This window comes from Nonomuraea sp. KM90, assembly GCF_052246675.1.
GTDB lineage: Bacteria > Actinomycetota > Actinomycetes > Streptosporangiales > Streptosporangiaceae > Nonomuraea.
The window spans coordinates 49,702-74,432 of sequence record NZ_JBQQCB010000048.1; the positions used below are offsets into that span (position 1 = coordinate 49,702).

At 71.4% G+C, this 24,731-nt stretch carries 24 protein-coding genes; 7 read left to right on the forward strand and 17 right to left on the reverse strand.

The window, feature by feature from the left end; genetic code table 11:
- Nucleotides 1-67 precede the first annotated feature (67 nt).
- The 4 genes from ACTWPW_RS35065 to ACTWPW_RS35080 form a co-directional block, all read right to left on the reverse strand.
- Nucleotides 68-793: an NADPH-dependent F420 reductase gene (locus ACTWPW_RS35065; protein ID WP_443171157.1), complete on the reverse strand. Its 726-nt coding sequence runs from the start codon at nt 791-793 to the stop codon at nt 68-70.
- A 99-nt stretch (nt 794-892) separates the two neighbouring features.
- Nucleotides 893-1,957: an LLM class flavin-dependent oxidoreductase gene (locus tag ACTWPW_RS35070; protein ID WP_375112178.1), complete on the reverse strand. Its 1,065-nt coding sequence runs from the start codon at nt 1,955-1,957 to the stop codon at nt 893-895.
- 144 nt (nt 1,958-2,101) lie between these two features.
- A complete protein-coding gene (locus ACTWPW_RS35075; RefSeq protein ID WP_364122549.1) occupies nt 2,102-2,665 on the reverse strand; it encodes an NADPH-dependent FMN reductase in 564 nt (187 codons plus the stop codon).
- A 394-nt stretch (nt 2,666-3,059) separates the two neighbouring features.
- Nucleotides 3,060-3,482 (reverse strand): winged helix-turn-helix transcriptional regulator, encoded by a 423-nt coding sequence (locus tag ACTWPW_RS35080; RefSeq protein ID WP_364122547.1) that lies wholly within the window; start codon nt 3,480-3,482, stop codon nt 3,060-3,062.
- A 156-nt stretch (nt 3,483-3,638) separates the two neighbouring features.
- Here ACTWPW_RS35080 and ACTWPW_RS35085 point away from each other — a divergent pair, with 156 nt between their 5' ends.
- Entirely contained in the window at nt 3,639-4,952 is a 1,314-nt protein-coding gene (locus tag ACTWPW_RS35085; protein WP_443171158.1) for a serine/threonine-protein kinase, read from the forward strand.
- Between the two features lie 78 nt (nt 4,953-5,030).
- On the opposite strand, the gene ACTWPW_RS35090 is transcribed toward ACTWPW_RS35085, so the two are convergent.
- The 4 genes from ACTWPW_RS35090 to ACTWPW_RS35105 all read right to left on the reverse strand — a co-directional run bounded on the left by ACTWPW_RS35090 (nt 5,031) and on the right by ACTWPW_RS35105 (nt 7,912).
- A complete protein-coding gene (locus tag ACTWPW_RS35090) occupies nt 5,031-5,903 on the reverse strand; it encodes an aldo/keto reductase (protein WP_375112176.1) in 873 nt (290 codons plus the stop codon).
- A 363-nt stretch (nt 5,904-6,266) separates the two neighbouring features.
- Nucleotides 6,267-6,728, reverse strand: coding sequence for a winged helix-turn-helix transcriptional regulator (locus ACTWPW_RS35095; RefSeq protein ID WP_443171159.1), 462 nt, complete (start codon nt 6,726-6,728; stop codon nt 6,267-6,269).
- A 156-nt stretch (nt 6,729-6,884) separates the two neighbouring features.
- Nucleotides 6,885-7,250 (reverse strand): DUF7674 family protein, encoded by a 366-nt coding sequence (locus ACTWPW_RS35100; protein ID WP_375112174.1) that lies wholly within the window; start codon nt 7,248-7,250, stop codon nt 6,885-6,887.
- Nucleotides 7,251-7,489: 239 nt separating this feature from the next.
- The gene (locus tag ACTWPW_RS35105; protein WP_443171170.1) at nt 7,490-7,912 is read right to left on the reverse strand and encodes an RNHCP domain-containing protein; all 423 of its coding nucleotides are present in this window, start codon (nt 7,910-7,912) and stop codon (nt 7,490-7,492) included.
- 395 nt (nt 7,913-8,307) lie between these two features.
- On the opposite strand from ACTWPW_RS35105, the gene ACTWPW_RS35110 reads away from it, so the two are divergent.
- Together ACTWPW_RS35110 and ACTWPW_RS35115 are read left to right on the forward strand one after the other, a co-directional pair.
- On the forward strand, nt 8,308-9,606 hold the full coding sequence (locus tag ACTWPW_RS35110; protein WP_375112173.1) for a family 4 glycosyl hydrolase: 1,299 nt from the start codon (nt 8,308-8,310) through the stop codon (nt 9,604-9,606).
- A gap of 8 nt (nt 9,607-9,614) precedes the next feature.
- Complete coding sequence (locus ACTWPW_RS35115; protein WP_443171160.1) at nt 9,615-10,394, forward strand: DeoR/GlpR family DNA-binding transcription regulator; 780 nt, start codon at nt 9,615-9,617, stop codon at nt 10,392-10,394.
- Nucleotides 10,395-10,448: 54 nt separating this feature from the next.
- Here ACTWPW_RS35115 and ACTWPW_RS35120 read toward each other — a convergent pair whose 3' ends face one another.
- Both ACTWPW_RS35120 and ACTWPW_RS35125 read right to left on the reverse strand, forming a co-directional pair.
- The gene (locus ACTWPW_RS35120; RefSeq protein WP_443171161.1) at nt 10,449-11,717 is read right to left on the reverse strand and encodes an alpha-glucosidase/alpha-galactosidase; all 1,269 of its coding nucleotides are present in this window, start codon (nt 11,715-11,717) and stop codon (nt 10,449-10,451) included.
- Nucleotides 11,714-12,652, reverse strand: coding sequence for a carbohydrate kinase family protein (locus ACTWPW_RS35125; RefSeq protein WP_375112171.1), 939 nt, complete (start codon nt 12,650-12,652; stop codon nt 11,714-11,716). The genes ACTWPW_RS35120 and ACTWPW_RS35125 overlap by 4 nt, the downstream gene beginning before the upstream one ends.
- 117 nt (nt 12,653-12,769) lie before the next feature.
- On the opposite strand from ACTWPW_RS35125, the gene ACTWPW_RS35130 reads away from it, so the two are divergent.
- Genes ACTWPW_RS35130 through ACTWPW_RS35140 form a run of 3 tightly spaced genes read left to right on the forward strand, consistent with a single transcriptional unit; the run spans nt 12,770 to nt 15,827 of the window.
- Nucleotides 12,770-14,068, forward strand: coding sequence for an ABC transporter substrate-binding protein (locus ACTWPW_RS35130; RefSeq protein WP_443171162.1), 1,299 nt, complete (start codon nt 12,770-12,772; stop codon nt 14,066-14,068).
- 2 nt (nt 14,069-14,070) lie between these two features.
- Entirely contained in the window at nt 14,071-15,009 is a 939-nt protein-coding gene (locus tag ACTWPW_RS35135) for a carbohydrate ABC transporter permease (protein ID WP_443171163.1), read from the forward strand.
- A complete protein-coding gene (locus tag ACTWPW_RS35140) occupies nt 15,009-15,827 on the forward strand; it encodes a carbohydrate ABC transporter permease (RefSeq protein ID WP_375112168.1) in 819 nt (272 codons plus the stop codon). Before ACTWPW_RS35135 ends, ACTWPW_RS35140 begins: the two co-directional genes overlap by 1 nt.
- 8 nt (nt 15,828-15,835) lie before the next feature.
- On the opposite strand, the gene ACTWPW_RS35145 is transcribed toward ACTWPW_RS35140, so the two are convergent.
- The 3 genes from ACTWPW_RS35145 to ACTWPW_RS35155 all read right to left on the reverse strand — a co-directional run bounded on the left by ACTWPW_RS35145 (nt 15,836) and on the right by ACTWPW_RS35155 (nt 19,102).
- Nucleotides 15,836-17,029: a cytochrome P450 gene (locus ACTWPW_RS35145; protein ID WP_443171164.1), complete on the reverse strand. Its 1,194-nt coding sequence runs from the start codon at nt 17,027-17,029 to the stop codon at nt 15,836-15,838.
- Nucleotides 17,030-17,097: 68 nt separating this feature from the next.
- Nucleotides 17,098-18,303, reverse strand: a complete 1,206-nt coding sequence (locus ACTWPW_RS35150; RefSeq protein ID WP_443171165.1) for a winged helix DNA-binding domain-containing protein — start codon at nt 18,301-18,303, stop codon at nt 17,098-17,100.
- A gap of 43 nt (nt 18,304-18,346) precedes the next feature.
- Nucleotides 18,347-19,102, reverse strand: a complete 756-nt coding sequence (locus ACTWPW_RS35155) for an SDR family NAD(P)-dependent oxidoreductase (protein ID WP_375112165.1) — start codon at nt 19,100-19,102, stop codon at nt 18,347-18,349.
- 89 nt (nt 19,103-19,191) lie between these two features.
- Here ACTWPW_RS35155 and ACTWPW_RS35160 point away from each other — a divergent pair, with 89 nt between their 5' ends.
- Nucleotides 19,192-19,794, forward strand: a complete 603-nt coding sequence (locus ACTWPW_RS35160; RefSeq protein ID WP_443171166.1) for a TetR/AcrR family transcriptional regulator — start codon at nt 19,192-19,194, stop codon at nt 19,792-19,794.
- A 49-nt stretch (nt 19,795-19,843) separates the two neighbouring features.
- On the opposite strand, the gene ACTWPW_RS35165 is transcribed toward ACTWPW_RS35160, so the two are convergent.
- The 4 genes from ACTWPW_RS35165 to ACTWPW_RS35180 form a co-directional block, all read right to left on the reverse strand.
- The gene (locus ACTWPW_RS35165) at nt 19,844-20,932 is read right to left on the reverse strand and encodes a Gfo/Idh/MocA family protein (protein WP_375112163.1); all 1,089 of its coding nucleotides are present in this window, start codon (nt 20,930-20,932) and stop codon (nt 19,844-19,846) included.
- Nucleotides 20,917-21,624: a ThuA domain-containing protein gene (locus ACTWPW_RS35170; RefSeq protein WP_375112162.1), complete on the reverse strand. Its 708-nt coding sequence runs from the start codon at nt 21,622-21,624 to the stop codon at nt 20,917-20,919. The genes ACTWPW_RS35165 and ACTWPW_RS35170 overlap by 16 nt, the downstream gene beginning before the upstream one ends.
- A 136-nt stretch (nt 21,625-21,760) precedes the next feature.
- Nucleotides 21,761-23,563 carry a dipeptide ABC transporter ATP-binding protein gene (locus ACTWPW_RS35175; RefSeq protein ID WP_443171167.1) on the reverse strand — a complete coding sequence of 601 codons (1,803 nt, stop codon included), beginning with the start codon at nt 23,561-23,563 and terminating at the stop codon, nt 21,761-21,763.
- 173 nt (nt 23,564-23,736) lie between these two features.
- Nucleotides 23,737-24,537, reverse strand: a complete 801-nt coding sequence (locus ACTWPW_RS35180) for an ABC transporter permease (RefSeq protein ID WP_443171171.1) — start codon at nt 24,535-24,537, stop codon at nt 23,737-23,739.
- Between the last annotated feature and the right edge of the window lie 194 nt (nt 24,538-24,731).

The window sequence follows — 24,731 nt, forward strand, 5'->3', positions numbered from 1 at the left end:
CGGGCCGTTCCGCCCGGCATCGACGCCTCTGAGGCGCCATCCTAACGCCTGAGTTTATATTTGCAACTCAGGCTTGGAGGTCAACGCTCCACCGCCCCGAGGACGTTCCCCGCCGCGCGCGGAGCACCTCGCGCCCGCGCGGCGACTCGGGGAACCGGTCGAGCATGGCGCGCAGCTCGGCTGCGCCGACGTTCGCGCCGAACGGCTCCGTCCCCGGCTCCAGGCGGACGCCTTCGGCGAGCGGGCCCGCGATCACCGGGTCGAAGCCGAGCGCGTCCACGATCGCGGCGGCGACCTCCACGTCGTCCGGATCGTCCCCGGCGACGGCGATCGCGCTCCGGCCGGCGGCGCCGGCCGGACGGGCGCCCTCTTCGAGGTCGTGGTAGCCCATGTGGTTGAAGGCCTTGACGACCCGGGCGCCGACCAGGAAGTCCTGGACGATCTCGCTGGAGGACGTACGCAGGTCGGTGAGGTCGTCGCGCACCCCGTCGATCTCCCACCAGTAGTTCATCGCGTCGAGCACCAGCCTGCCCCGCAGCGCCTCGGCCGGGATGTCGCGATGCTTGCCGAGCGGCAGGGCGAGCACCACGACGTCCGCCTCGGACGCGGCCCGCGCCGCGGTCACCGCCGTCGCGCCGGGCGTGACGACCTCGACGATCAGGGAGATCCGCGCCGCCTCGCCGGAGCCCGCGATCAGGACGTGGTAGCCGGCCGCGACCGCGAGGCGGGCCAGCACGGTGCCGACCTTGCCGGCGCCGAGGATGCCGATGGTGCGGACGTCGCCGGGTTTCATGGTCGCTCCAGGTCGCTGTCGGGTGGCGTCATCGTCCTGCCCGGAGGTGAAGCCGCCTCGTCCGGGTGTCTTGTTCGGGGTGCCGTGAGGGTTCGGGCGTCAGGAGCCGGCCGTGTCGGCGGCGAGCAGCTCACGGACACGCGGGGCGACCTCGCGGCCGAGCAGCTCGATCGTGCGGGCACGGGCCTCGCGAGGAAGGTGCATGATGTCGTACTTGAGGTCGAAGCGGCTCAGGTGGAGGTCGCGGGCCATCCGGACGATCTTGCGGGCGACCGTCTCCGGCGATCCGACGAAGAGCGCGCCGTGCTCGAGCTCGGCCTCGTACCGCTGCCGGCTTGGCGCGTAGAAGCCGCGCTCGGCCGCGAGCGCCGCGACGACCGGCTGCCAGGACGACCACCAGGTCTCGACGGCCTCCTCGTCGGTGTCGGCGACGAGGCCGAGCGAGTGCTGTCCGATCGGCAGCTCGGGATGGCCGAAGCGCTCGAGCGCCTTGAGGTAGAGCGCGACGTTCCTCGCGAAGCGCAGGGGCTGTCCGCCGATGATGGCCATCATGAGGGGCAGGCCGTGGCGCGCGGCGCGCACCACGGAGTCGGGGCTGCCGCCCACGCCGATCCAGGTCGGGATGCCGCCCGGGCGCATGCGGGGGTGCAGCCGCTGCCGGGTGAGGGGGGTCCTGACCGTTCCCGACCAGGTCACCTCCTCCTCCCGTTCGAGCCGGAGGAACAGGTCGAGCTTCTCCTCGAACAGCCGCTCGTAGTCGGCCAGGTCGTAGCCGAACAGCGGGAACGACTCCGTCGCGGAGGCGCGGCCGAGCACAATCTGAGCGCGGCCGTCGGACACCGCGTCGAGGGTGGAGAACTCCTGGTACAGCCGGACCGGGTCGTTGGTGCTCAGCACGGTCACGGACGTGCCGAGCCTGATACGCCGCGTGGCGGTGGCGATCGCGGCGAGGAGCACCGGGGTGGCGGAGTCGTTGTGCCCCTCCCGGTAGTGCTCGCCCACGCTGAACACGTCCAGCCCCACCGCCTCAGCGAGCCGGGCCTCCGCCACGAGCAGGCGCACGGTCTCGGCGTCGCTGAGCACGCGTCCGCCGTCCGTCGCGACCTCTCCGAACGAGTTGAGCCCCAGCTCGAAATGTGGGTGTTCGACCCTGCCGACGCTCACGGTTCCTCCTGCTCTGTGGTGTTCCAAGGTGATCGACGCCCAGCTCGGGCGTCGCGGCGGGAGGCCGGACGCACCGGATCTCCGCGGGCGGTGGTGCCGTGCCGGCCGGGGCGTGTGTGGGGAAAGGCCCCGGCCGGCACGGGTTCAGGCGGCCTGGCGGAGCGGGGCCAGGGCGCGGCTCCAGGCGACGACCTCGTCGAGCATGGTCGTGAGGGCCGCCACCTGGTGCTCACCGGCCGCGAGCTTGCTGAAGTCGCGGAAGTCGGTGAACAGCGACAGGGCCACGTTGGTGCGCACGTCGGCGAGCTTGAGCTCGCCGCCGATCAACCGCAGCTGCTCCGCCGCCCGGGCGCCGCCGACGCTCCCGTAGGACACGATGCCGAAGGCCTTGTGGTTCCACTCGGCGAACAGGTAGTCGATGGCGTTCTTCAGCACGCCCGAGGTGGAGTGGTTGTACTCCGGCGTCACCATGACGAAGCCGTCGTAGGAGCCGATCTTGGCGGCCCACGCCTTGGTGTGCTCGTTCTGGTACTGGCCGTAGGCCGGCGGCATGGGCTCGTCCAGGTGCGGGAGCGGGTAGTCCAGCAGGTCCACGAGCTCGAAGGCGGCGTCCGTGCGCCGGGAGGCGTGCTCCAGCACCCAGTGCGCCACCTGTTCGCCGTTGCGGCCGGGGCGGGTGCTGCCGAGGATGATGCCGATGCGGGTCATTGCATGGTCCTTTCAACAGGGATGTGTCGCGGTAGTCATGTGTGACATGGCAGGCGACCCGTGTTGTGGGGTCGCCAAGGAAGCCCTGGAGCAGGGCGGGGCGGGAGCATGACGCGGTGGGGTGCGCGCGATCGGGCGGCGGGGGCCGGCGTTTCCGCGGTGCGGGACCTCGCGGGCCGGTCGGAACTCTGGATCACCTGCCCGGTCGGCAGGTCATCGCCGAGCCGTCGATCGGCTCAGCGGGTGGGCGAAAACATACGATCATCTCCCGTACGTGCGCCGACGGCTGGAGCAGTGCTCGCCGCCGGCCTCAGTGACTTCCAAGTACTGACTACACGCCGGTGATCGGTAACTTCAACTGAACCGTGGTCACATCGGGTGAACCGGCCAGGGCTCAGTCGAGATCGTCGGTGTCGTGTCCGGCCGCCTTGTCGAAGGCGTGGCGGTTGGCGCGAATCGTGTCCTGGTTGTCGGCCGCCCAGCGGGCGAGCACCAGGACGGGCTCGGACAGGGTGCGTCCGAACGGGGTGACCTCGTACTCGACCCGGGGTGGGATCTCCGGATAGACCACGCGCTTGACGAGCCCGTCACGCTCCAGGCTGCGCAACGTCAGCGACAGCATGCGGCGGGAGATGCCGGGCGCCGTCCGCAGCAGCTCGGTGAAGCGCATCGGCTCCTTCTCGAGCAACCCGATGAGGATCAGGCTCCACTTGTCACCCACCCGGTCCAGCACGGACCGGAGAACATCGGGGTCGTGCTCGAGGCACGTCCTGTCCAACGAACGCAGCACCCTGTCCGCCTCAGCCTGGTGCGACATGGGCTCCCGCCTCCTCCGTCACCTGAAAGTGACCAGGTCACGTTGCTGTTACCGGTTATCGAAGAGTACATCAGTGACCAAAAGTAACTCCCGGAGGAGCCCTCCATGACCGCCCGGGACCGAGCAGCACGGCACGATCAGGAGAGGTGACACACCATGCAGGATCTTCCTGTGCCGGACCCCGAAGGCCCGGCACACGTCAGCGGCTACCACCTGGTGAGACGACTGGGCGAAGGCGGCCAGGGCGCGGTCTTCCTCGGTGAGTCCCCCGGTGGGCGGCAGGTGGCGATCAAGATGCTGCACACCTGCTTCGCCGCCGACTCCCATGTCAGGGAACGATTCCGCCGGGAAGCGGAGATCGCACAGCGGCTGGCCACCTTCTCCACGGCCCGCGTGCTGGAGACCGGCTTCACCCAGGAGCGTCCGTACATCATCAGCGAATACGTTCCGGGGCCGTCGCTGGAGGCGCTGGTCAAGGAGGGCGGGCCGCGGAGCGGCAGCGGGCTGGAGCGGCTGGCGGTCACCACGCTGACCGCTCTGACCTCGATCCACGCGGCCGGGATCGTGCACCGCGACTTCAAGCCGAGCAACGTGATCATGGGCCCGGAAGGGCCAGTGGTGATCGACTTCGGGATCGCGTACGCGCTGGACGCGACCACCGGCTCGACCGAGCCGGCCGGCACGCCGGCGTACATGGCGCCGGAGCAACTGGACGACCAGCCGCTCACTCCCGCCTCCGACATGTTCTCGTGGGCGGGCACGATCGTCTTCGCGGCCACCGGCCGACCGGCCTTCGCCGGCGGTACGGTGCCGGCGACGCTCAACGCCGTCCTGCACGCCGAGCCCGACCTTTCCGGCCTGCCCGACGAGCTGCGCCGGCTGGTTGCCGCGTGCCTGGCCAAGAATCCGGCGGCTCGTCCGGCGGCCGTGGAGGTGCTGTGCGGCCTCGTCGGCGGCGACCGCGGGCCGTCATCCGCCGTCAGCGACACCGCTCCCGCGCGCGATGTCCGGCCTGCCAGCCGTCATCGGCACCGTCAGCAGCGTCACCAGCACCGCAATTTGCACCGCCCCGAGCACCGTCCTGAGCACCGCCCTGAGCACCGTGCCGCCGGCGATTCTGGGCGGGGCCGGGTGGAGGGCAGGCATGCGGCGTCGCCGGCTTCGGCGACGACGACGCCGACCGCTCCCGCGTCCTCGAGGGCCGATCGCCGGAGGCGCGGCGTCGCGCTCGTGGCCGCCGGCGCGGCTGTGGTCGCCACGGCCGGCACGCTGCTGTTCTCATCGGTGTCCGGCAGTCCGGCGGACGCGCAGGACAGCTGGACGCGCGGCTCCGCCACGCCGCCGGCCTGCGTGACCGGCGGCCCTGCCGCTCATCCGCTCCGCCGGACCCCGGCGCCCCCCGATCCTGCCTCGGCCGGCTGCGCCGAGGAGACCGGCGGCCCAGGTGACCCGGTGCCGTGGGCCCCATGAGGGCGTCGCTCGCCGAGCCCGCCGTTCCGGCCGCCCGGAACGGGAGCGGGTGCCCTCACCGGGGGTGTATCGCCGAGGTCAGCTTGGCGACGTGACGGCCGCGGTCAGCTCGGCGACGTCGTCATCGGTCACCTGCAGGCCCGCGGCGGCCACGTTCTGCTCCAGGTGATCGACCGACGAGGTGCCGGGAATGGGCAGCATGACCGGTGAGCGGTGGAGCAGCCACGCGAGCGCGAGCTGTGACGGCGTGGCCGACAGCCGGGAGGCGATGGCTTCGAGCGGTCCACCGGCCTTCGCCAGACCGCCGGTGGCCAGCGGGAACCACGGGATGAAGGCGATGTGGTGGCGTTCGCAGTAGTCGAGCACGTTCTCGGCCGCGCGGTTGGCCAGGTTGTACAGGTTCTGCACGGAGGCGATCGGCGCGATGGCGCGAGCCTGTTCGATCTGGTCGACGCTCACCTCCGACAGGCCGATGTGCGCGATCTTCCCTTCGTCCTTCAGCGCTTTCAGTTCGCCGACCTGGTCTTCGATGGGCACGTCGGGATCGACGCGGTGCAACTGGAGCAGCGCGATCCGTTCGACTCCGAGGATGCGCAGGCTCATCTCGCACTGCTGGCGAAGGTAGGCCGGCCTGCCGACGGGTGTCCACATGTCGGGGCCCTGCCGGGTGAGCCCTGCCTTGGTGGCGATGACGATGCTCTCGTCGTACGGGGCGAGAGCGCGCCGTAGCAGCGGCTCGGCGACCAACGGGCCGTAGGAGTCGGCGGTGTCGAAGAGCGTCACACCGAGCTCCGCCGCCCGGCGCAGAACCCGCACGGCCTCGTCCTCATCGGCCGGCGGCCCCCACACGCCGGGGCCGGTCAGCTGCATGGTCCCGTAGCCGAGGCGGTTGACGGGGAGAGCATCGTCGATCATGTACTGGCCCGATGCGTCGGCCCTCACAGAAGTCATCACGGGGTTCCTTTCTCTGCTTGCCCGCCAAGGCCTGGCGTGCCGGCGGTGCAGGACCGGACGCCCACCGGCCGGGCACCTCCTGCCGCATATCCACCCCGTGCCTGCCCGGTGACCCCGCGCCCTACCTCAACATCCGGCAAAGCCGCGCCCCCAAGCCCCTCCGGCGTTCAGCGCCCGGCCACCGGCAGGCCGAGGTGCCCACCGGCGGGCAGCGAGAGATCCCGCGACTGCTGCCCGAGCGCGTCGCTGGGTGACCACTGCGCCACCTTCCGGGTCACACCTTGGCTCCGGGCCCGACGTGGACGGGCAAGGGCCACCGGAGCGGATGACCATGGAGCTCGTGCAGTATGAGGACCGGCCTCAGGGGCGGATGTCGAGATGCACGTCCGCGCCGGCCACCTCCTTGCCGGCGCTGTCGACGAACGCGACCCGCACCGGCTCGCCCGTGGAGCGCGCCCTGCGCAGGGCCGAGGGCCCGGCCGATCGGGCGCGGTGGACGTCGCCCCACTGCTGCAAGGCGCCCAGCACCACCTGCAAATCCGCGCCGGCCTCGGTGAGGTGGTAACTCTGTCGTTGCCTGCTGCCCGGCTCCCTGTAGGTGAGGGTGCGCAGCACCCCGGCACCGATGAGTGTCTTCAGCCGGGCGCTCAAGAGGTTGGGAGCGATGCCCAGGGCGTCCCTGATCTCGGCGAACTTGTGCCTGCCCCGGAAGATCTCGCGCAGGATCAGGAACGTCCACCGCTCTCCCAGGATCTGCAGGCTCCGTTCGATCGAGCAGGCCGGCTCGTCCGCCGGGTATGAGCCCTTCAGATGGGCGGTCACCTTGCCCCCTTCACCAGATGAATATTGTTAATGTACTCAGACATTCAGCGGGAGCACGACGCCGCCTCCACGACGACGCTGACGACTGGCACCGCATCGGGACCAGCAGGCGATCATGGCGGCCAACCGCGTCCAAGCAAGGGCAGGTGCCGCCGCTCAGCCCAGCGGTCGCCATCCCTGCCGCTCTGCTTCCGCGCGCAGAGCGTCCGGCCAGGAGGCGATGAAATCGGCGACCCCTGGATCCCACGGGCCGACGTTCTCCACGAACGACACCGCCACGAGCTCACCGACCCGCACGTCAGAGGCATGCAGAGCCACGGAGAGAAAAGCGAGACACCGCTCGACCAGCTCCTCCCGGCCCTGCCGATGTGCCTCGAGCACGAATCGGGTGAGGTCTCCGAACAGCACGTGCTGCAGCACCTCCCCGTTGGAGTCGAGATGCTCCCGCAGCAACGGGTCGAACTCGGGTACCTGCCCGACAAGAAGATCGGCAACCCGCTCAGACGACAGTTCGGGATCCACCCCGGACATCCTCCCGCATACTCACGCGCGTTCGAGCGGCCCGCTGATGAGGAAGCCTCGTAGCTGCAGATGCACCGTGGGGAGGAGGGCGGCCAGGAGGTGAAGTCCGTTGTCGGGGAGAGCTCCAGGACCGGGTCGATGACGATCACGTCCACGATTGTCCCGGCCGCCCGGCGCGGAGCGGTGTCCACGCGAGTGGTGCCGAGGCCGGTCACTCGCGTGGACGCCGCATCAGCCCCTCACCCGCCGCCGAGCATCAGCGCGATGATCGCGTCGATGTCGTCGCCCTGCCCGGGATCGTCGGCGACTCGGTTGGGCCGGACGAAACCGCACGCCACGCAACGATGAACGATCACCAGCCCCTTGCGGCCACGGTGCTCGATCCGTTGCGGGCGCATCAGCCCGCGGCAGGCCGCCGCGCGATCGCCCGGTTCGAGGTCCACGTGCTTGGACCACAAGCACGTGGGACAGTGATTGCGGTAACTCCCGTTGCTCAACGGCACCACCACGGCGCCGCAGTTGTCACATGTGAAGCCCTGGTTCTGGGCAGCCCTGCCGATGGTCTCCGCCTCCGGGTCGAAGAAGTGATCTTCAACCGGAGCGCAGGGTTCCGTTTCGTTCTCTCCGTTGGGCCGGGACGGGCCCGGCTCGACGGCTCCCAGGCTCGATACGGGCGAGGGACCGGTTCACCGCCGGTTCCCCCTCGTCAGGGGTCGGCGATTAGTTCCGCCTCCTGCTTCACCGCGGCGTTCTCATCCCACGGATCCGTACCACGACCGGGTTTGCCTGATTGTCCCGGTCACTGTCGGCCGAGCCTCCTCAGCCGCCGGCGGTAGGTGTCGTCCCGCCCTCACTGGCGTCGGCGTCGTCCCCTGACCTCAGAGCCCGGCCGGGCCGGCCGCATGTTCTCGGCGCACCACCCCTCCTCACCTCGGACGCGTCTCCGCATCGCAGATCACAACATGGCCGGCGGCGAACGGGCAAGCGGCTTTCCGCTGGTCTCGCCCCGGTTCGGCGGGCGGGCCGGCCGGGGTGGCAGGCGTGCGATACTTCGTGGATGGCGCGGATCGTCTTCATCGGGGTCGGTGACGTGGAACTGACGCGCCGCGTGGTCTCCGCCCTGATGCTCGCCCCCTCGCTCCACGGCGAGCTGGAGATCGTGCTGCACGACGACGACCCGGGCCGGCTCGCGACGACCGAGACGCTCGTGCGGGCGCTGGACGGCGAGGCGGGCGCGGGCGCGAAGATCCGCAGCGTCTTCGACCGGCGGCGGGCGCTGAAGGGCGCCGACTTCGTGGTCAGCCATCTCGACGTCGGCGGGTTCGAGGCGACGCTGCGCGACTTCGAGATCCCCCATCGGTACGGCCTGCGCCAGACCATCGGCGACACCATCGGCATCGGCGGCGTCTTCCGCGGCCTGCGCACGATCCCGGTGCTGGTCGAGCTGGCCGCCCAGATGGCCGAGGAGTGCCCCGACGCCTGGCTGCTGAGCTGCAGCGATCCGATGGCGATGACCGGGTGGGCGGTCCACGAGGCCACCGGGTTCGAGCGGTTCGCCGGGCTGTGCCACTCGGTGTGCGACACGCACGCGTACCTGGCGGACCTGGTCGGGCGCGACGAGGACGAGGTGAGCTTCCTCAGCGCCGGCCTCAACCACCAGTCGTTCGTGCTGCGCTTCGAGGCCGCGGGCCGGTCGCTCTATCCCGAGCTCGACGCCGTGCTGGAGGCCGACCCGCAGCTCAGGCGGCACGTACGCGCGGAGCTCTACCGCAAGTTCGGCTACTTCCCCACGCAGTCGAGCGAGCACGCGGCCGAATACGTGCCGTGGATCATGCGGCATCCCGAGGAGACGAGCCGGCTCGGCGTGCCGGTCGAGGAATACCTGCGCCGCGTGGGCAAGAGCCTGCACCTCTACGAGGAGACGCGGCGGGCCCTGTCCGCCGGTCACCCGCTGCTCATCCGATGGCAGCACCAGGAGCCGGCCGCCGCGATGATCCTGGCGATGCTGACCGGCGAGGAGAAGGAGATCTACGTCAACGTGGCCAACCGGGGCCTGATCGGCAACCTGCCCGACGGGTGCTGCGTGGAGGTGCCGGCCGCGGTCGGCGCCGCCGGGGTGCGCCCGCGGGCGGTCGGCGACCTGCCCGTGCAGCTCGTCGCGCTCAACCGCACGTTCCTCAACGTGGTCGAGCTGACCGTGCGCGCCGTGCTCGACGGCGACCGTACGCACGTCTACCACGCGGCGATGCTCGACCCGAACACGGGGGCCACGCTGCCGCTGCCCGAGATCGAGCGGCTCTGCGACGAGCTGATCGAGGCGCACGGCGACCTGCTGCCGCCGGCGGTCCGTGCATGATGGAGTCGATGCCGACCGAGGTCCGGCGCGAGCGCATGCTGGCCATGCTGACCGAGCAGGAGTTCGTGCGGGTCGCGGAGCTGGCCGAGGCGTTCGGGGTGTCCAGCGTGACCGTCCGCGCGGACCTGGACGCGCTGGAGGAGCAGGGCAAGGTGCGGCGGGTGCGCGGCGGCGCCGTGTCGGCCGGGCCCGCGCCGCACGTCGAGCCGTCGTTCGAGCTGTCGCTGGGCACGGCGGCGGTGGAGAAGTCGCTCATCGCGAAGGTGGCCGCCGGGCTGGTCGGCTCGGGCGAGAGCGTGCTGATGGGAGCGGGGACCACGACCTCCTACGTGGCCAGGGAGCTGGTCGCGCGCTCCGACCTGACCGAGGTGACGGTGTTCACCAACGGGCTGCGCACGGCGCTGGAGCTGGAGCCGGCGCTGCCGAGGATCTCGGTGGTCGTGACCGGCGGCAGCCTGCGCCGCCAGCAGCACTCGCTGGTCGATCCGCTGGGCGGCAAGCTGCTGGAGGGCATCCGCGCCCACACCGTCATCCTGGGCTGCGGCGGGGTGGACGCGGCGGGCGGGGTGACGAACGTGAGCCTGCCGGACGCGGAGATGAAACAGCGCATGTTGCGCGCCGCGGCCAGGAAGATCCTGGTCGCGGACGCGTCCAAGCTGGGTGTGGTGGAGATGGCGCCGATCTGCGCGATCGGGGAGATCGATCTGCTGATCACGGGAGATTCGGCCGATGCCGAATGTGTCGCGGCGTTGCGGGACAAGGGGCTGGAGGTCGAGATCGCCCGCTGAGCGCGGCGGGCAGGGCGCCGGGTTCTCCCGCCGAGCGCTCCGGTGGCGATCCGGTTACGCGCGCAGGGCCTCCGGGAGGAGGTCGCCGTGGGCGCGGGTCAGGTCATCGGCCATCCGCCAGATGTCGTCGAGCGTGAGTGAGGCGGCGGTGTTCGGGTCCATCATCAGGGCGTGCCTGACATGGCGGGGGTCGCCCTCCAGCGCGGCACGTACAGTGAGCTCATTGACGTTGACATAACTCCTGTTCAGAGCGGCACACTGCGGGGGCAGGGCGCCGATCGCCGTGGGGCGGACACCCGTGGCGTCCACCGCGCAGGGCACCTCGACCACGCAGCCGTGCGGCAGGTTCGAGATGAGCCCGTCGTTGACCACGTTGCCGTAGACGACGCGGGGCGTGCCGGTGACGATGCTGTGGATGATCTGCGGGGCGTACTCGTCGGTCCCGGCGATGTCGAGCTCGCCGCCGTGCCGTACGAGGTCGCGGGTGCGCTTGTACTCGGCCAGGTTCTCCTCGCTGACCCGCAGGTACTCCCCCACCGGGATGCGCAGCCGGTCGAGCTCGGAGTCGTGGTGCATGAGCCACGGGACGTACTCGGCCGAGTGCTCGCTGGTCTCCGTCGGGTAGTAGCCCAGCCGCCGGTACATGTCCACCCGAACCCGCCGCCGCAGCTCCGGGTCGTCCACGTCGAGGCGCGGGTACAGGTCCTCGCCGTCGCGCTCGAAGCGCAGCACCCACGCCTGGTGGTTGACGCCGGCCGCGACGTACGAGATCTCCTCGTACGGGACCTTCACCAGCTCGGCCAGCCCTCGCATCGTCCAGTAGACCGAGTGGCACAGGCCGACCACGTTCTTGACCTTGCCCGACAGGTACCAGACGTTCATCGCCATCGGGTTGGTGTAGTTGAGCAGGAGCGTGTCGGGGCACACGGCGGCGATGTCCGCGGCCAGCGCGTCGAGCAGCGGGAACGTGCGCAGCGCGCGGAACACGCCGCCGACGCCGATCGTGTCGGCGATGGTCTGCCGCAGGCCGTACCTGGCGGGGATCTCGAAGTCGGTGACGGTGGCGTCGTAGCCGCCGACCTGCACCATGTTGATCACGAAGTCGGCGCCTTCGAGCGCCTCGCGGCGGTCGAGGTGGGCGGTGACGGTGGCGGCGCCCTCGGTGATGCGGCGGGACACGGCCTCGGCCACCTGGAGGCGTTCGGGGTCGATGTCGTGCAGCGCGATGTGCATGCCGCGCAGCTCGGGGAACTTGACCAGGTCGGCGAGCAGTCCGTGGGTGAAGACGACGCTCCCCGCCCCGACGAACACGATCTTCTTCATGAGGTTGCTTCCTCCCAGGTGGGCTGCGCCGCGGTGCCCCCGGCGGCGCGGGTGGAAAGGGTGCCGCAGGCCACGGCCACGCCCATGCTCCGGCTCAGCGGCAGTCCGCGCAGGAGCGCGGCGAGCAGGCCGGCGTTGAAGCTGTCTCCGGCGCCGACGGCGTCGACCACGGTCGCGGGCCGCGCGGGCGCCTCGACCAGCTCGCCGTCGGCGAAGGCGAGCGCGCCCCGCTCCCCGCGCTTGACGACGGGCAGCGTGCCGCGGGCGGCCAGCTCGCGCACGGCCCGCTCCAGGTCGAGGCTCTCCGTGACGCCCGAGACGGCGGCGGCGATGGCCAGGGCCTCGGACTCGTTGGGGAGCAGGACGCCGGTGAGCGGGAGCACCTCGTCGAGGCCCGCCCAGCGGCCCGCCGGGTCGTCGTTGGTGTCGAGCGAGGTGGACGCGCCCGCGGCCCTGGCCAGGCCGAACAGCCCGGCGAGCCCGGCGGCCAGCAGCGGCTGCAGGAAGTACGACGAGACGTGGACGTGCGCGGCGCGCTCGATCAGCCCGGGCGGCACGTCGGTCGCGGAGAGCCGGTCGAGGCAGCCGGGGGCGGTGAGGATGGCCCGGTCGTCGCCGTCCACCAGCACCACGGTCATGGCGGTGGGCACGGCGGGATCGACGGCGCACGCGGACACGTCCACGCCGCCGCCGCGCAGGGCGTCCAGCACGAAGGCCCCCGCGGGGTCGTCCCCCACCCGCCCGACGAACGCGGTGCGCAGGCCGAGGCGGGCGGCGCCGTACGCGGTGATCGCGCCGGAGCCGCCGAGCACCAGGCCGGCGGCGGGGACGAGCTGCTCGCGCTGGCCGAACTCGGGATGGCGAGGCGAACCCGACACGATCACGTCCGGGTTGGCGTCGCCTACGACAAGAAGGTCGAAGGTCGTTCTGGACACCACGGCACAGTCCCAGGAGTTGTGAAACCTTGTCAACCCTTGCGGATTTTCGAAGGTATTGACAAGACTTCGAAAGTAACCATGATTGGCTCCAACATTCCGGGAGGAGCATCCACAGTGCGAAGAAGAACCGCGGTGGCCCTGGTCGCGGCGATCATCCTGGCGGCCTCAGGCTGCGGGGGGTCGTCCCAGGAAGGCCCCAAGACGGTGGACCCGCAGGCGAAGGTGAAGCTCACCTGGTGGACGGGCCAGACCGCCGACGCCGAGAAGATCCTTGAGGGACTGGCGGCCAAGTTCACCCAGCAGCACCCCAACGTCACCATCGAGGTCTCCTCGGGCGCGTCCACCACCGACGAGTTGCTGCAGAAGCTCTCCGCGGGCTTCGCCAGCGGCGTGTATCCCGATATTTCGTATGCTTTCGGGAGCTGGGCCTCGCAGCTCCAGGAGTCCGGCAAGGCCCTCGACCTCACGGCCAAGGTGAAGGACCCGGCCGTCAAGTGGGAGGAGTTCCCCGAGGCGGCCCGCACCACCGCGACGCCGAACGGCCAGGTCATCGGCTTTCCGGCGATCGTGGACAACCTCGCGCTGCTCTACAACAAGACGGTCTTCGACGCCAAGAAGGTGCCGTACCCGACCGACGACTGGACCTGGGACGACTTCAGGGCGGCGGCGAAGAAGCTGACGGACCCGGCGGCCAAGGTATACGGGACGGCGTACTCGGTGAGCGCCTCCGAGGACACCACCTGGCACTTCTGGCCGCTGCTCTGGCAGCGCGGCGGCAGCGTCCTGACGCCCGACCAGAAGAAGGCCGCGTTCAACTCCCAGGCCGGCGTGGACGCGCTGGAGTTCCTGCGGGCGATGGCGGTGGACGACAAGAGCGTCTACCTCGACCAGACCGACGAGCGGTACGCGCCGCTGTTCGCGGACGGCCGGATCGGGATGATCATCTCGGGCCCGTGGACGCTGTTCGACCTGAAGGAGAAGAAGACCGACTACGGCGTGGCCTACCTGCCGGGCACGAACGGCGACCACCAGACGGTGTCGGGCCCCGACCTGTGGACGTTGTTCGACAACGGCGACGCCAACCGGGCCTACTGGTCGTACGAGCTGATCAAGTGGCTCACCTCGGCCGAGGGCGACGCCCAGTGGAACCTGGCCCAGGGCAACCTGCCGCTGCGCCACTCCGAGACGTCGATGCCCGAGTACGAGACCTACGTCAAGGAGTTCCCGGGCGTCGAGAAGCTGGTCGACAACCTGGCGAACGCCAAGCAGGCCCGGCCCACGGTCAGCGGATACGTGGAGATGTCGAGATACGTCGGTGAGGCCATCGCCAAGGCGATGCAGGGCGCGGCCACGCCCAAGGCCGCGCTGGACGAGGCGGCGACCAAGTCGGCCCAGGCCCTGGCCGGGGGGTGACGATGTCGCTGCTGTTCGCCGGGCGCCGCCCGGCCGCGCACCGGACGGCAGCCCCTGCGACCAGGGTGCGGTGGCTGAACCGCACCCTGGTCGGGTGGGGGTTCGCGGGCCCCGCCACCGCGATCGTGGTGGGCCTGTCGATCTTCCCGGCGGTGTGGGCGTTCCTCATCTCCCAGCAGAAGTGGAACGGCATCTCCCCGGCCAAGCCGATCGGCTGGCTGAACTACCAGCTCATGGCCCAGGACCCCGACCTGCTGTCGGCGGTCCAGCACACGGTGGTGTTCACGCTGCTGTTCGTGCCGTCGTCGATCTTCCTCGGGATGCTCATCGCCGTCGCGCTGAACCGGCCGATCAGGCTGGTCGGCTTCTACCGTACGTGCATCTTCGTCCCGTTCGTGGCGTCGGCGGCGGCCACCGGCATCCTGGCCAACTTCGTCTTCAACCCCCAGTACGGCGCCGCCAACAGCGTGCTGCGCACCCTGGGCCTGCCGCAGCAGCAGTTCCTGGAGAGCCAGTCGCAGGCGCTCGCGGTGATCTGCCTGATCGCGCTGTGGGGGCAGGTCGGGTTCACCGTGGTCGTCTACCTCGCCGCGCTGCAGGACATCCCCAAGGACGTCGTCGAGGCGGCCAGGATGGACGGCGCCAACCGCTGGCAGGTGTTCAGACACGTCACGCTGCCCGCGCTGGGCCCGGTGACGGTCTTCACCTCCATCTGGCAGACGATCACCGCGCTGCAGCTGTTCGACCTGGTCTTCACCACGACCAGGGGCGGCCCGCTGGGCGCGACCCAGACGATCGTCTACTACGTCTACACCCAGGCGTTCAAGCTCACCAAGTTCGGCTACGGCTCGGCCGTGGCCTACGGGCTGTTCGCCGTGACCATTCTCATCACCGTCGGGATGATCCTCTACTCCCGGCGCAGCAAGATCGAGGCCTTCTGATGAGACGCCTGCCGTTCAGCCCCTGGCACCTGCTGCTGATGCCGGCGGCCCTGCTGTTCGCCCTGCCGCTGGTGCAGATGGTGCTGACCGCGTTCATGCCGGACAGCGACATCAACCGCTTCCCGCCCCGGTTCATCCCGAGCCGGTTGCAGCTCGACGGCTTCATCGGCCTGTTCACCGAGTCCTCGGCCCTGCACTGGCTGCTGAACACGATCATCGTGGCCGCGGTCGCGGTGGTCTCGCACCTGATCCTCTGCTCGATGGCCGGGTACGGCTTCGCGCGGCTGAAGTTCTTCGGCAAGGGGGCCGGGTTCCTGGTGATCCTGGCGACCATCATGATCCCGACCCAGCTGCTGATGATCCCGACGTACGTCATGTTCAGCCGGCTCGGCCTGGTCGACACACTGGCCGCGGCGTTCGTGCCGTGGCTGGCGTCGGCGTTCGGCATCTTCCTGATGCGGCAGTTCTTCCTCTCGCTGCCCGCCGAGCTGGAGGACGCGGCCCGCATCGACGGGTGCTCGACGTTCGGCGTGTTCTGGCGGGTGGTGCTGCCGCTGGCCAAGCCGGCCCTGGCGACGCTCACCGTGTTCACGCTGCTGGGCTCGTGGAACGACCTGATCTGGCCGCTGATCGCGATCAGCGACGAGAGCCTCTACACGATCCAGCTCGGCCTGGCCAACTTCCAGGGCACCCGGCACACGCAGTGGTCGCTGCTCATGGCCGGCAACGTGGTGGCCACGATGCCGCTCATCATCGCGTTCGTGGTGGCCCAGCGGCAGTTCGTGGCGACCATGACGTTCAGCGGGCTCAAGGGCTGAGGCCGCGGCTACCAGGCCACCTGGAGGGAGGTCAGCCCGTACACGACGTTGAAGGCGCGGAACTCGGCGGGCGGCCCGGCCTCGCGCAGGCCGGGGAAGCGCTCGAAGAGCGCCGGGAAGGCGAGGTGCATCTCCATCCTGGCCAGCGGCGCCCCCAGGCAGTGGTGCACGCCGTGGCCGAAGGCCACGTGGCCGAGGTCGCCGCGGGCGAGGTCGAGCCGGTCGGGGTCGGGGACGAGCGCCGGGTCGCGGTTGGCGGCGGGCAGCGCGCACACCACCAGCTCGCCCTCGGGGATGCGCACGCCCGACAGCTCGACCTCGGTGGTGGTGAACTTGAACGTCCCCGAGTGCACGATGCTGAGCCAGCGCAGCAGCTCCTCCACCGCCGAGTTGATCCGCGAGGGCTCGTTCCTGAGCAGGTCGAGCTGGTCGGGGTGGCGCAGCAGGGCCAGGGTGCCGAGGCCGAGCATGTTGGAGGTGGTCTCGTGGCCGGCCAGGAGCAGCAGGCCGCCGATGCCGATCAGCTCGTCGGTGGTCAGGTCGTCGCCGTGCTCGCGTACGAGCATGCCGAGCAGGTCGTCGCCCGGGTCCTTCCGGGCGCGGGCGACCAGCTCGGTCATGTAGGCGCGCGACTCCAGCTGGACCGCGACGCGCTCCTCGACGGGCTGCGACAGGTCGAGCGCCTTCGCCGTACGCCGCTGGAAGTCGCCGCGGTCGGCGTACGGCACCCCGAGCAGCTCGCAGATCACCAGGGACGGGATCGGCAGCGCGAACGCGCTGACCAGGTCCACCGGCGGGCCCGCGGCCTCCATCGCGTCGAGGTGCTCGGCGACGATGTCCCTGACGCGCGGCTCCAGACGGCGCATCCGGCGCATCGTGAACTCGGGCGTCAGTATCCGGCGCAGCCGCGTGTGCTCGGGCGGGTCGAAGGCCAGCAGGTTGCCCGCCCGCATCCGGGTGATCTGCTCGTCGGTCAGCTCCACGCCCGGGAGCCGTGGGGCCGTCCGCTGCGCGTTGCTGAACCGGGCCGGGTCGCCGAGCACCTCCCTGACGTCGGCGAACCGGGTGACCATCCAGGCGTCCTGCCCGAACATGGTGCTCACCCGCCGCACCCCCTCCGCCTCCCGCACGGTCGCCAGCTCGGGGTCGGGGTCGAACACCGAGCGGCTCATGAACAGGGGTAGTGCCGCGGAATTGCTCACGTCGTCTCCTCCTGGAACGCTCCTGGAACCCCATTATTCGTCCGCGGCGCACGATCGGGGCGGGGAGGTCACCAGCCGGTGATTTCCCCCAGCTCCAGGCCGCGGTGGCGGGCGATCCGGGTGGCCTCCTCCTCGATCGGGCCGCGGTGCGCGCGGGCGATCCTGCCCAGCGGCTCGACGGTGATGGCCAGCCGGCGCGATCGGGTCAGCGGCCGCCACCCTGCCCGGATCTCGCCGTCCACCAGGATCACCCCCGGATTGCCCGAGGTGCGCCAGACGCGCCGGTGCGACGTCCGGTCCGGCAGCAGCCGCTCGCGGTCCCTGGCCTGCAGGTACGGGTCGTGCGGCGGCAACATCCGCACCCTGCCCGCCTCGGGGCCCGCCTGGGGACCCGCCTGGGCCGGCGACTCCAGCCGCGCCAACTCCCCCGCCGCCACCCACGCCACGCCGGAGCCGAGGTCCACCTCGACCAGCTCGTCCCGCACGGCCTCCCACGCCGCCTCCGCCTGCCCGATCCCGATCCCGCCCCATTCGGCGTAGTGCCGCGCGGTGGAGGGGCCGTGACAGCGCAGGTAGCGCCGGACGAGCTCCGCGGACGCGTCCCGGTCACCGCCGGGGACCCGCCCCACCCACTGGTCGGTACGCCGCAGCAGCGGCGAGCGCCCCTCCCTGCCCCCATGGCAGAGGATGCCGCGCAGGGACGCCACGGGCAGGGCGAACCGGACGAGCGACTCCCCCATGAACTGCTTCGGGGAGTAGGGCGAGTGCCCGTTCCAGCCGTTCCGCAGCCCGGCGGGCAACCGCCCGGTGATCCACTCCCCCGCCGCCCGCCCCAGGTCGTCCTTGATCAGAGCGGTCCCGTCGAGCACGTCGGCGACCGCCTCGCAGGTGTACCGGACGAGATCGGCCGCGGTCATGCCGAGCTCGTCCAGCGACGGCACCGCGCCCCCGAGGAACTCCCGCAGCGCCTCCTCGTTCCCGGGCAGCAGCCCGCGGGTGAAGACGGCCGCGTCCCGTACGGGGAAGACGTGCGGCGCCCCGCGCGCCCCGAACGCCTGCAGCAGCGCCTTCTCCCCCACGAGCTGCTCGGCGAGCGTCTCCTCCGTCACGTCCCGCACCCGCGCCGACAGCGCGAGCCCGGCCGATCCCGGTGGGGTGTTCTGGGGGTAGCACCGCCCGGCGACCTCGGCCAGGCCGGTGGCCGGGGCCGGCTCGGCAAGCTGGTGACCGTGCAGCCGGTAGGCCAGAATCTGCTCCCGTTCGACCTTCGCCATGGCTGCCCCCTACCCCGCTCGCGCGCGGGCACCGGATCCCGTGTCAGATCGCGGCGCGGCCGCCGTCCACCGAGAGCGTGGCGCCGTGGATGTTCGAGGCGTCGTCGCTCACGAGGAACACCACGGCCTTCGCCACCTCCTCCGGCGTGCTGGGCCGCCGTGACGGGATCCGGGCGATCATGGGTGCGAGGTGCTCCTCCATCGCCGCCACCTTCTCGGTGAGCGTGGGGCCGGGGGCCACGGTGTTGACCCGGACGCCGGAGGGCCCGTACTCGTCGGCCCACGACTTGGTCAGCGAGTGCATCGCCGCCTTGGTGGTGCTGTAGAGGGCCGAGCCGCCGGTGCCGAACAGGCCGGCGATCGAGCCCAGGTTGACGACGGCGCCCGCGCCCCTGGCCGCCATGGCGGGGGCGAGGAGGCCGGTGAGCAGGAAGGCGGCCTTGACGTTGACCGCCAGCGCCCGGTCGATGACGTCCTCGCCGACCTCGGCCGTCGGGGTCGGTACGAGCAGCATGGCCGCGTTGTTGACCAGGATGTCGAGACGGCCGCCGGCGAGCTCGGTGGCGGTCGCGGCCAGTTCGCGTACGGCCGTCGCCCCGAGGGACAGGTCGGCCCGGGCGAACCCGGCGCGGCCGCCGGACTCGGCGATGGCGGCCACGACCTTCTCGCCACGGGCGGCGTCGCGGCCGCTGACCACGACGTAGGCGCCCTCGGCGGCCAGGGCGCGGGCTATGGCGACGCCGATCCCGTCGGTCGAGCCGGTGACGAGGGCGGTGCGGTTGTGCAGGCGTGCGCTCACGGTGGTGCTTCTTTCAGGTGTCCCGATACGTGCGCGGCTCATGCTGCCTGTGGCAAAATGGACTGGCAAGTCCAGAAAAAGAGGGATGCATGGGCACTTTGACCGCGAAGGGCGCCGCGACGCGGCAACGGATCATCGAGGGAACGGCCGCCGAGATCCGTGAGAACGGGCTGCTCGACCTCACCCTCGACGACGTCCGGGTTCGCACGCGCACCAGCCGCAGCCAGCTCTTCCACTACTTCCCCGGCGGCAAGGACGAGCTGCTGCTGGCCGTGGCCCGCCTGGAGGCCGGCCGCGTGCTGACCGACCAGCAGCCGCAACTCGGCGACCTCACGTCCTGGGCGGCCTGGCAGGACTGGCGTGACCGGGTCGTCGAACGCTATCGCAAACAGGGCCGGCACTGCCCGCTGAACGTCGTGATGTCCCAGATCAGCAGAACCACGCCGGGCGCGCAGGCGGTGGTGGCCGAGCTGATCGACCAGTGGCAGGCCGAGCTGGCCGCGGGCGTGCGGCACATGCAGGCCGCCGGCGAGATCGATCCGGCCCTGGACCCGGACCACACCGCGGCGGCCCTGCTCGCGGGGGTCCAGGGCGGCGTGCTGATCCTGCTGTCCACCGGCCGCATCACGCACCTCGAAGCCGCCCTGGACACCGGCCTGCGGCACCTGCGCGACAGCCGCCCCCGCGCCTAGCCGCCCGGCGGCGAGCGGCGTCGGGGGCGGCCGGGCGCGGGGGTTCGGCTCACCCGTCCGCGGCGGCGCTCCTCAGTGCCACCGGCCTGGGCCGTTCGCAGGTGCTGGGGACGTCCAGCGCCTTGCCGGAGTGCGCGGAGGCGAGCAGCGACTCCATGACGTCGAGCACGTGGAAGGCCAGCGACCCGCCCGCCCGGGGCTCCCGCTCCGAGACGAAGTCGATCAGGCCCACGCCACGGCCCGCCTCGGCGTACCCGGCCGACACCGGCAGCGTGCGCCAGTCCTGATCGCCCAGGCGCGACAGCAGGACGGGCCCGTCGAAGTGGTTGGGGTCGGGAACGATGAGCGAGCCCTGCTCACCGTGCACCTCGATGTTGGCCGCCTTGGTGGCCACCGCGTCGAAGCTCATCACCAGCGTGGACAGGGCCCCGGAGTCGTGCACGAGCACGCCGGTCACGTGGGTGTCGACGGTGACCGGGATGTCCTCGCCCTGGCGGGGGCCGGAGCCGATCGTGCGCTTGGCCCGCGTGCGGCTGGCCGCCCCGATCACCGTCGCCACCGGCCCGAGCAGCGTCACCAGGCTGGTGACGTAGTACGGGCCCATGTCCAGGAGCGGCCCGCCGCCCGGGACGTAGTAGAAGTCGGGATGGGGATGCCAGCGCTCGTGGCCGGGCGTCATCATCGTCGCCGTGGCCGCCACCGGCCGGCCGATCAGGCCATCGTCGATCGCCATGCGGGCGGTCTGCGTGCCGGTGCCCAGCACGGTGTCGGGCGCGCACCCCACCCGTACGCCGGCGGCCTCGGCCGCCTCCAGCACCCGCCGCGCGTCGGCGCCGGTCGCGGCGAGGGGCTTCTCGCAGTAGACGTCCTTGCCCGCCGCGATCGCCATCAGGGCGATCTCGGCGTGCGCGGCCGGGACGGTGAGGTTGAGCACCGCGTCGACCCGCGCGTCCGCCATCAGCTCCGCCACGCCCAGCACGTCCACCCCCGGGTACGGCCGCACCGCCTCCCGCGCCCGGTCGAGGTCCAGGTCGGCCACCGCCACCAGCCTCACCTGCGGCAGCCGGTCGATGGTCTGCAAGTACTGGGCCGAGATGGCCCCGCAACCGACGATGCCGAGGTTCAGCGGCTGGCCCACAACATTCCCCTCTCGATGATCGTGCGCACGCTGTCGTTCTCCAGGACGTCCAGGCTGTGTCCCGGGGTCGCGACGAAGATCCGCCCCTTGCCCCACCGCCTGGTCCAGATCGCCGGCGAGGTCACCTCCCGGTGCCAGGGATCCCACGGGCGCATCTTCTGGGTCGTGGTCGCGAGCACGTCGTTGTAGTCGTCGGCCAGCACCCAGTACTGCTCGGTGACGAGGTCGAAGTCGCCGATCCCCTCGGTGATGGGGTGCGCGGCCGCCTCGGGCGACATGTTGACGGTGTACGGGACGAAGTTGTGCCGCTCGGTGCCCGCGTCCTCGTCGTCCGGGTGCTTGCCGGGGTGGCAGGCGAACTGCCCGCCGATGAGGTGCAGGTAGTCGGAGGAGTTGCGGTAGGAGTCGGCGATGCCGCCGTGCCAGCCGGCCATGCCGGTGCCGGCCTCGATCGCCGCCCGCAGTCCCTTGAGCTCGTCCTGCTCGATCGTGCCCATCGTGTAGCACTGCACGATGAGGTCGACTCCGGACATGTACGCGGGGTCCGCGTAGGGCGCCGGGCTGTCCGCCAGCCGCACCTCGAACCCGTTCTTTTCGAGGAAGGGTACGAAGAGGTCGGTGGCCGCCACCGGGACATGCCCTTCCCAGCCGCCCCGCACCACGAGAACCGTACGCCTGTGCTCGCCCGCCATGCATTTGCCAATCGCTCGATGGACCATAAATCGGCCGTGCGCCGCGAAAGCGGCACACTTCGCCAATTGTGTCTGAGTCCGGCGGAAAACTCCCGTCGAATATCTGACCATTCTGATCCGTCGGCCGGCCGGCCCGTCAGTCCGGCAAGCGAGGCACAGCGGCGACCAGGTCACGCGTGTACGGATGCCGGGGCCGGCTGAACACCTCGTCCACGTTTCCCTCCTCCACGACCCGGCCGTCCTTCATCACCAGCACCCGGTCGGCCAGGTGGTGGACGACGCCGAGATCATGGGAGATGAACACCATCGCGGTGCCGTACTCGTGCTGGAGCTCGGCCAGCAGGTCCAGCACCTGGGCCTGGATCGAGACGTCCAGCGCGGAGACGGGCTCGTCGCACACCAGCACGTCGGGCCGGGGGCCGAGGGCGCGGGCGATGGCGATCCGCTGCCGCTGGCCGCCGGACAGCTCGCGGGGGTGGCGGGCGGCCACCTCCGGCGGCAGGCCGACGCGGGCCAGCAACTCCAGCACCGCGGCACGCCGCTCTTCCCGCGGCAACCGCCACCGCCACCGCGACCGCGACCGCGACCGCAACGGCTCGGCGACCAGGCGGCCGGCGGTGTGACGGGGGTCGAAGGAGTCCAGGGGGTTCTGGGAGACGAGCTGAATCCGTTGCCGGAGGGGACGGCGCAGTCGCTCCGGCAGGCCGCTCCAGGGCTGGTCGTGCAGGGTGACCTGGCCTCGGTCGGGGTCCAGCAGGCCGAGCGCCAGCCGGGCGAGCGTGGTCTTGCCCGACCCCGACTCACCGACGATCCCCAGGGTCTCGCCCCGGTACAGGGCAAAGGACACGTCATCGACCACCCGCCGCGAACCGTACGAACGGGTGAGGTTGGTGACGGCGAGCACGGGCACGGGGACGGGGGCTGTGGCGGCGGCGAGGGCGCCCGATTGCGCGGGCCCCACGCCATCAGGCAGTTGGGCACCCTCAGCAGGCCGCACGCCCTCGGCGGGCCGCGCGGTCTCGCCGGGCCGCACGCCATCGGCAGAGCGCGAGCCCTTGACCAGCTGGGCCCGACCGGACACGCCTACTCCGTCCGACACGCCTGCCCCGTCGGACAAGCGGGCCCCGTCGGGCAGGCGGGCCTGATCGGACGCACCTGTTCGGTCGGAGAGGCGGGTGCCGCGGGAGGCGGCGGAGGGCACCGCCGCCAGGAGCGCGCACGTGTAGTCGTGCGCGGGCGTGGTCAGCACGTCCCGGGCGGGCCCCTGCTCGACGATCTGGCCGTCCCGCATGACGAGGATGCGATCGGCGATCGACCCGACGACGGCCAGGTCATGGCTGATCAGCAGCAACGCGGTCCCCGCCGCCTTGCGCCCGGCCAGCAGCCGGAGGATCTGGGCCTGTACGGTGACGTCCAGCGCGGTGGTGGGCTCGTCCGCGATGATCAGCTCGGGCCCGGCCGCGATGGCGGAGGCGATGAGCACCCGCTGGCGCAGCCCGCCAGACAACTCGTGCGGATACTGCCCCGCCCGCAGCTCCGGCTCCGGCACCCCCACGGACTCCAGCAACTCCAGCACCTTGGCCGTACGTCCGGCCCGCGGCACCACATCGTGGACGGCCAGCACTTCGCCGATCTCCGCGCCGACGGTGCGGAGGGGGTCGAGCGAGACCAGCGCATCCTGCAGCACGAGCCCCGCGAACCCGCCACGCAACCGCCGCCAGTCCCGCGGCCCGAAGCCGAGCGCGTCCCGCCCGGCGACCGTGAACGCCGTCGCCCGCACGTCCGATCCCGCACCGGCCAACCCGAGCAGGGCCCGCGCCGTGACGCTCTTGCCGGACCCGGACTCCCCGACGATCGCCACGCACTCCCCGGGAGCGACCGAGAACGAGATCCCCCGCACGACCTCGCTCCCACCGAAGCCCACCCGCAAGTCCTGCACGGAGACAAGCGCGCCGCTCGGTGCCCGTGCAGCCGCGACAGCCTCCCCACCGGAAACGGCAACCGGGGCGCCGGCACCCCCATCTGGGACGGAGGCCGACGCTGGGGCGGGACCCCCACCGGGAGCCGGACCGGGGGTCGGGGCGGGTGGGGTGTCTGCATCGTGGGTGGTGGTCACTGGGTCCTTCCTTCGAAGCGGTGCTGGAGGCGGCGGCCGACGACGGTCAGGCAGGCGACGGTCAGCGTGATCGCCACCCCCGGGAACAGCGCCTCCCACCAGGCCACCCGCAGGTAGTTGCGGGCCTCGGAGAGCATCGCGCCCCACTCGGCGGCCGGAGGCTGGGGTCCCATCCCGAGGAAGCTCAGCCCCGAGCTGGCGATGATCGCCTGGCCGAGCCCGATCGTGGCCAGCACGGGGATCGGCCCGAGCACGTTCGGCAGCACGTGCCCCGCCGTGATCGCCGGCCGGGATCGGCCTAACGTGACCGCCTGCTCGACGTAGCCCGAGCGCCGGACGACGAAGGTCTGGGCACGGATCATCCTGGCGTAGCTGGGGATCTGCGCGACGGCGATGGCGAAGATCACGTTCCCGGTGCCGGGGCCGGTGATCGCCACGATCAGCAGCGCGAGCAGCAGCTCGGGCAGGGTGGAGAGGACGTCGAACGAGCGCGCCAGAGCCTCGTCCAGCCACTTGGGAGACAGCCCGGCGGCCAGGCCGAGCAGCACGCCGGAGGTGACGGCCAGGACGGTGGCGGCGACGCCGATGCTGATGGAGTGGCGAGCACCGTACACGACCCTGGCCAGCACGTCCCGGCCGAGGTGGTCGCTGCCGAACCAGTGCCCGGAGCCCGGCGGCGCGAGCGCGGTCAGCGGATCGGCCGCCAGCGGGTCCGCCCCGGTGAGCAACCCCGGCGCCGCCACGGCCACCGCAAGCAGCACCAGAAAGGCGACCGGGAGGAGCAGGCGTACGGGCATGCCCGCCACGCGACGTCTCCCCGGGCGACGTCTCCCCGGGCGACGGCTCCCCGGGCGGCGGCGCTCCGCGTCCGGCCCGGACACCGGTGGAAGCCCTCGCCCCGCCCCGTGAAGGCGGGTGGGGAGCAGGCTCGGCCGGGGAGACGGCGGGTGGGAGACGGCGGCGGTGCTGGCGGCGGCACTCGTGGTGGGGT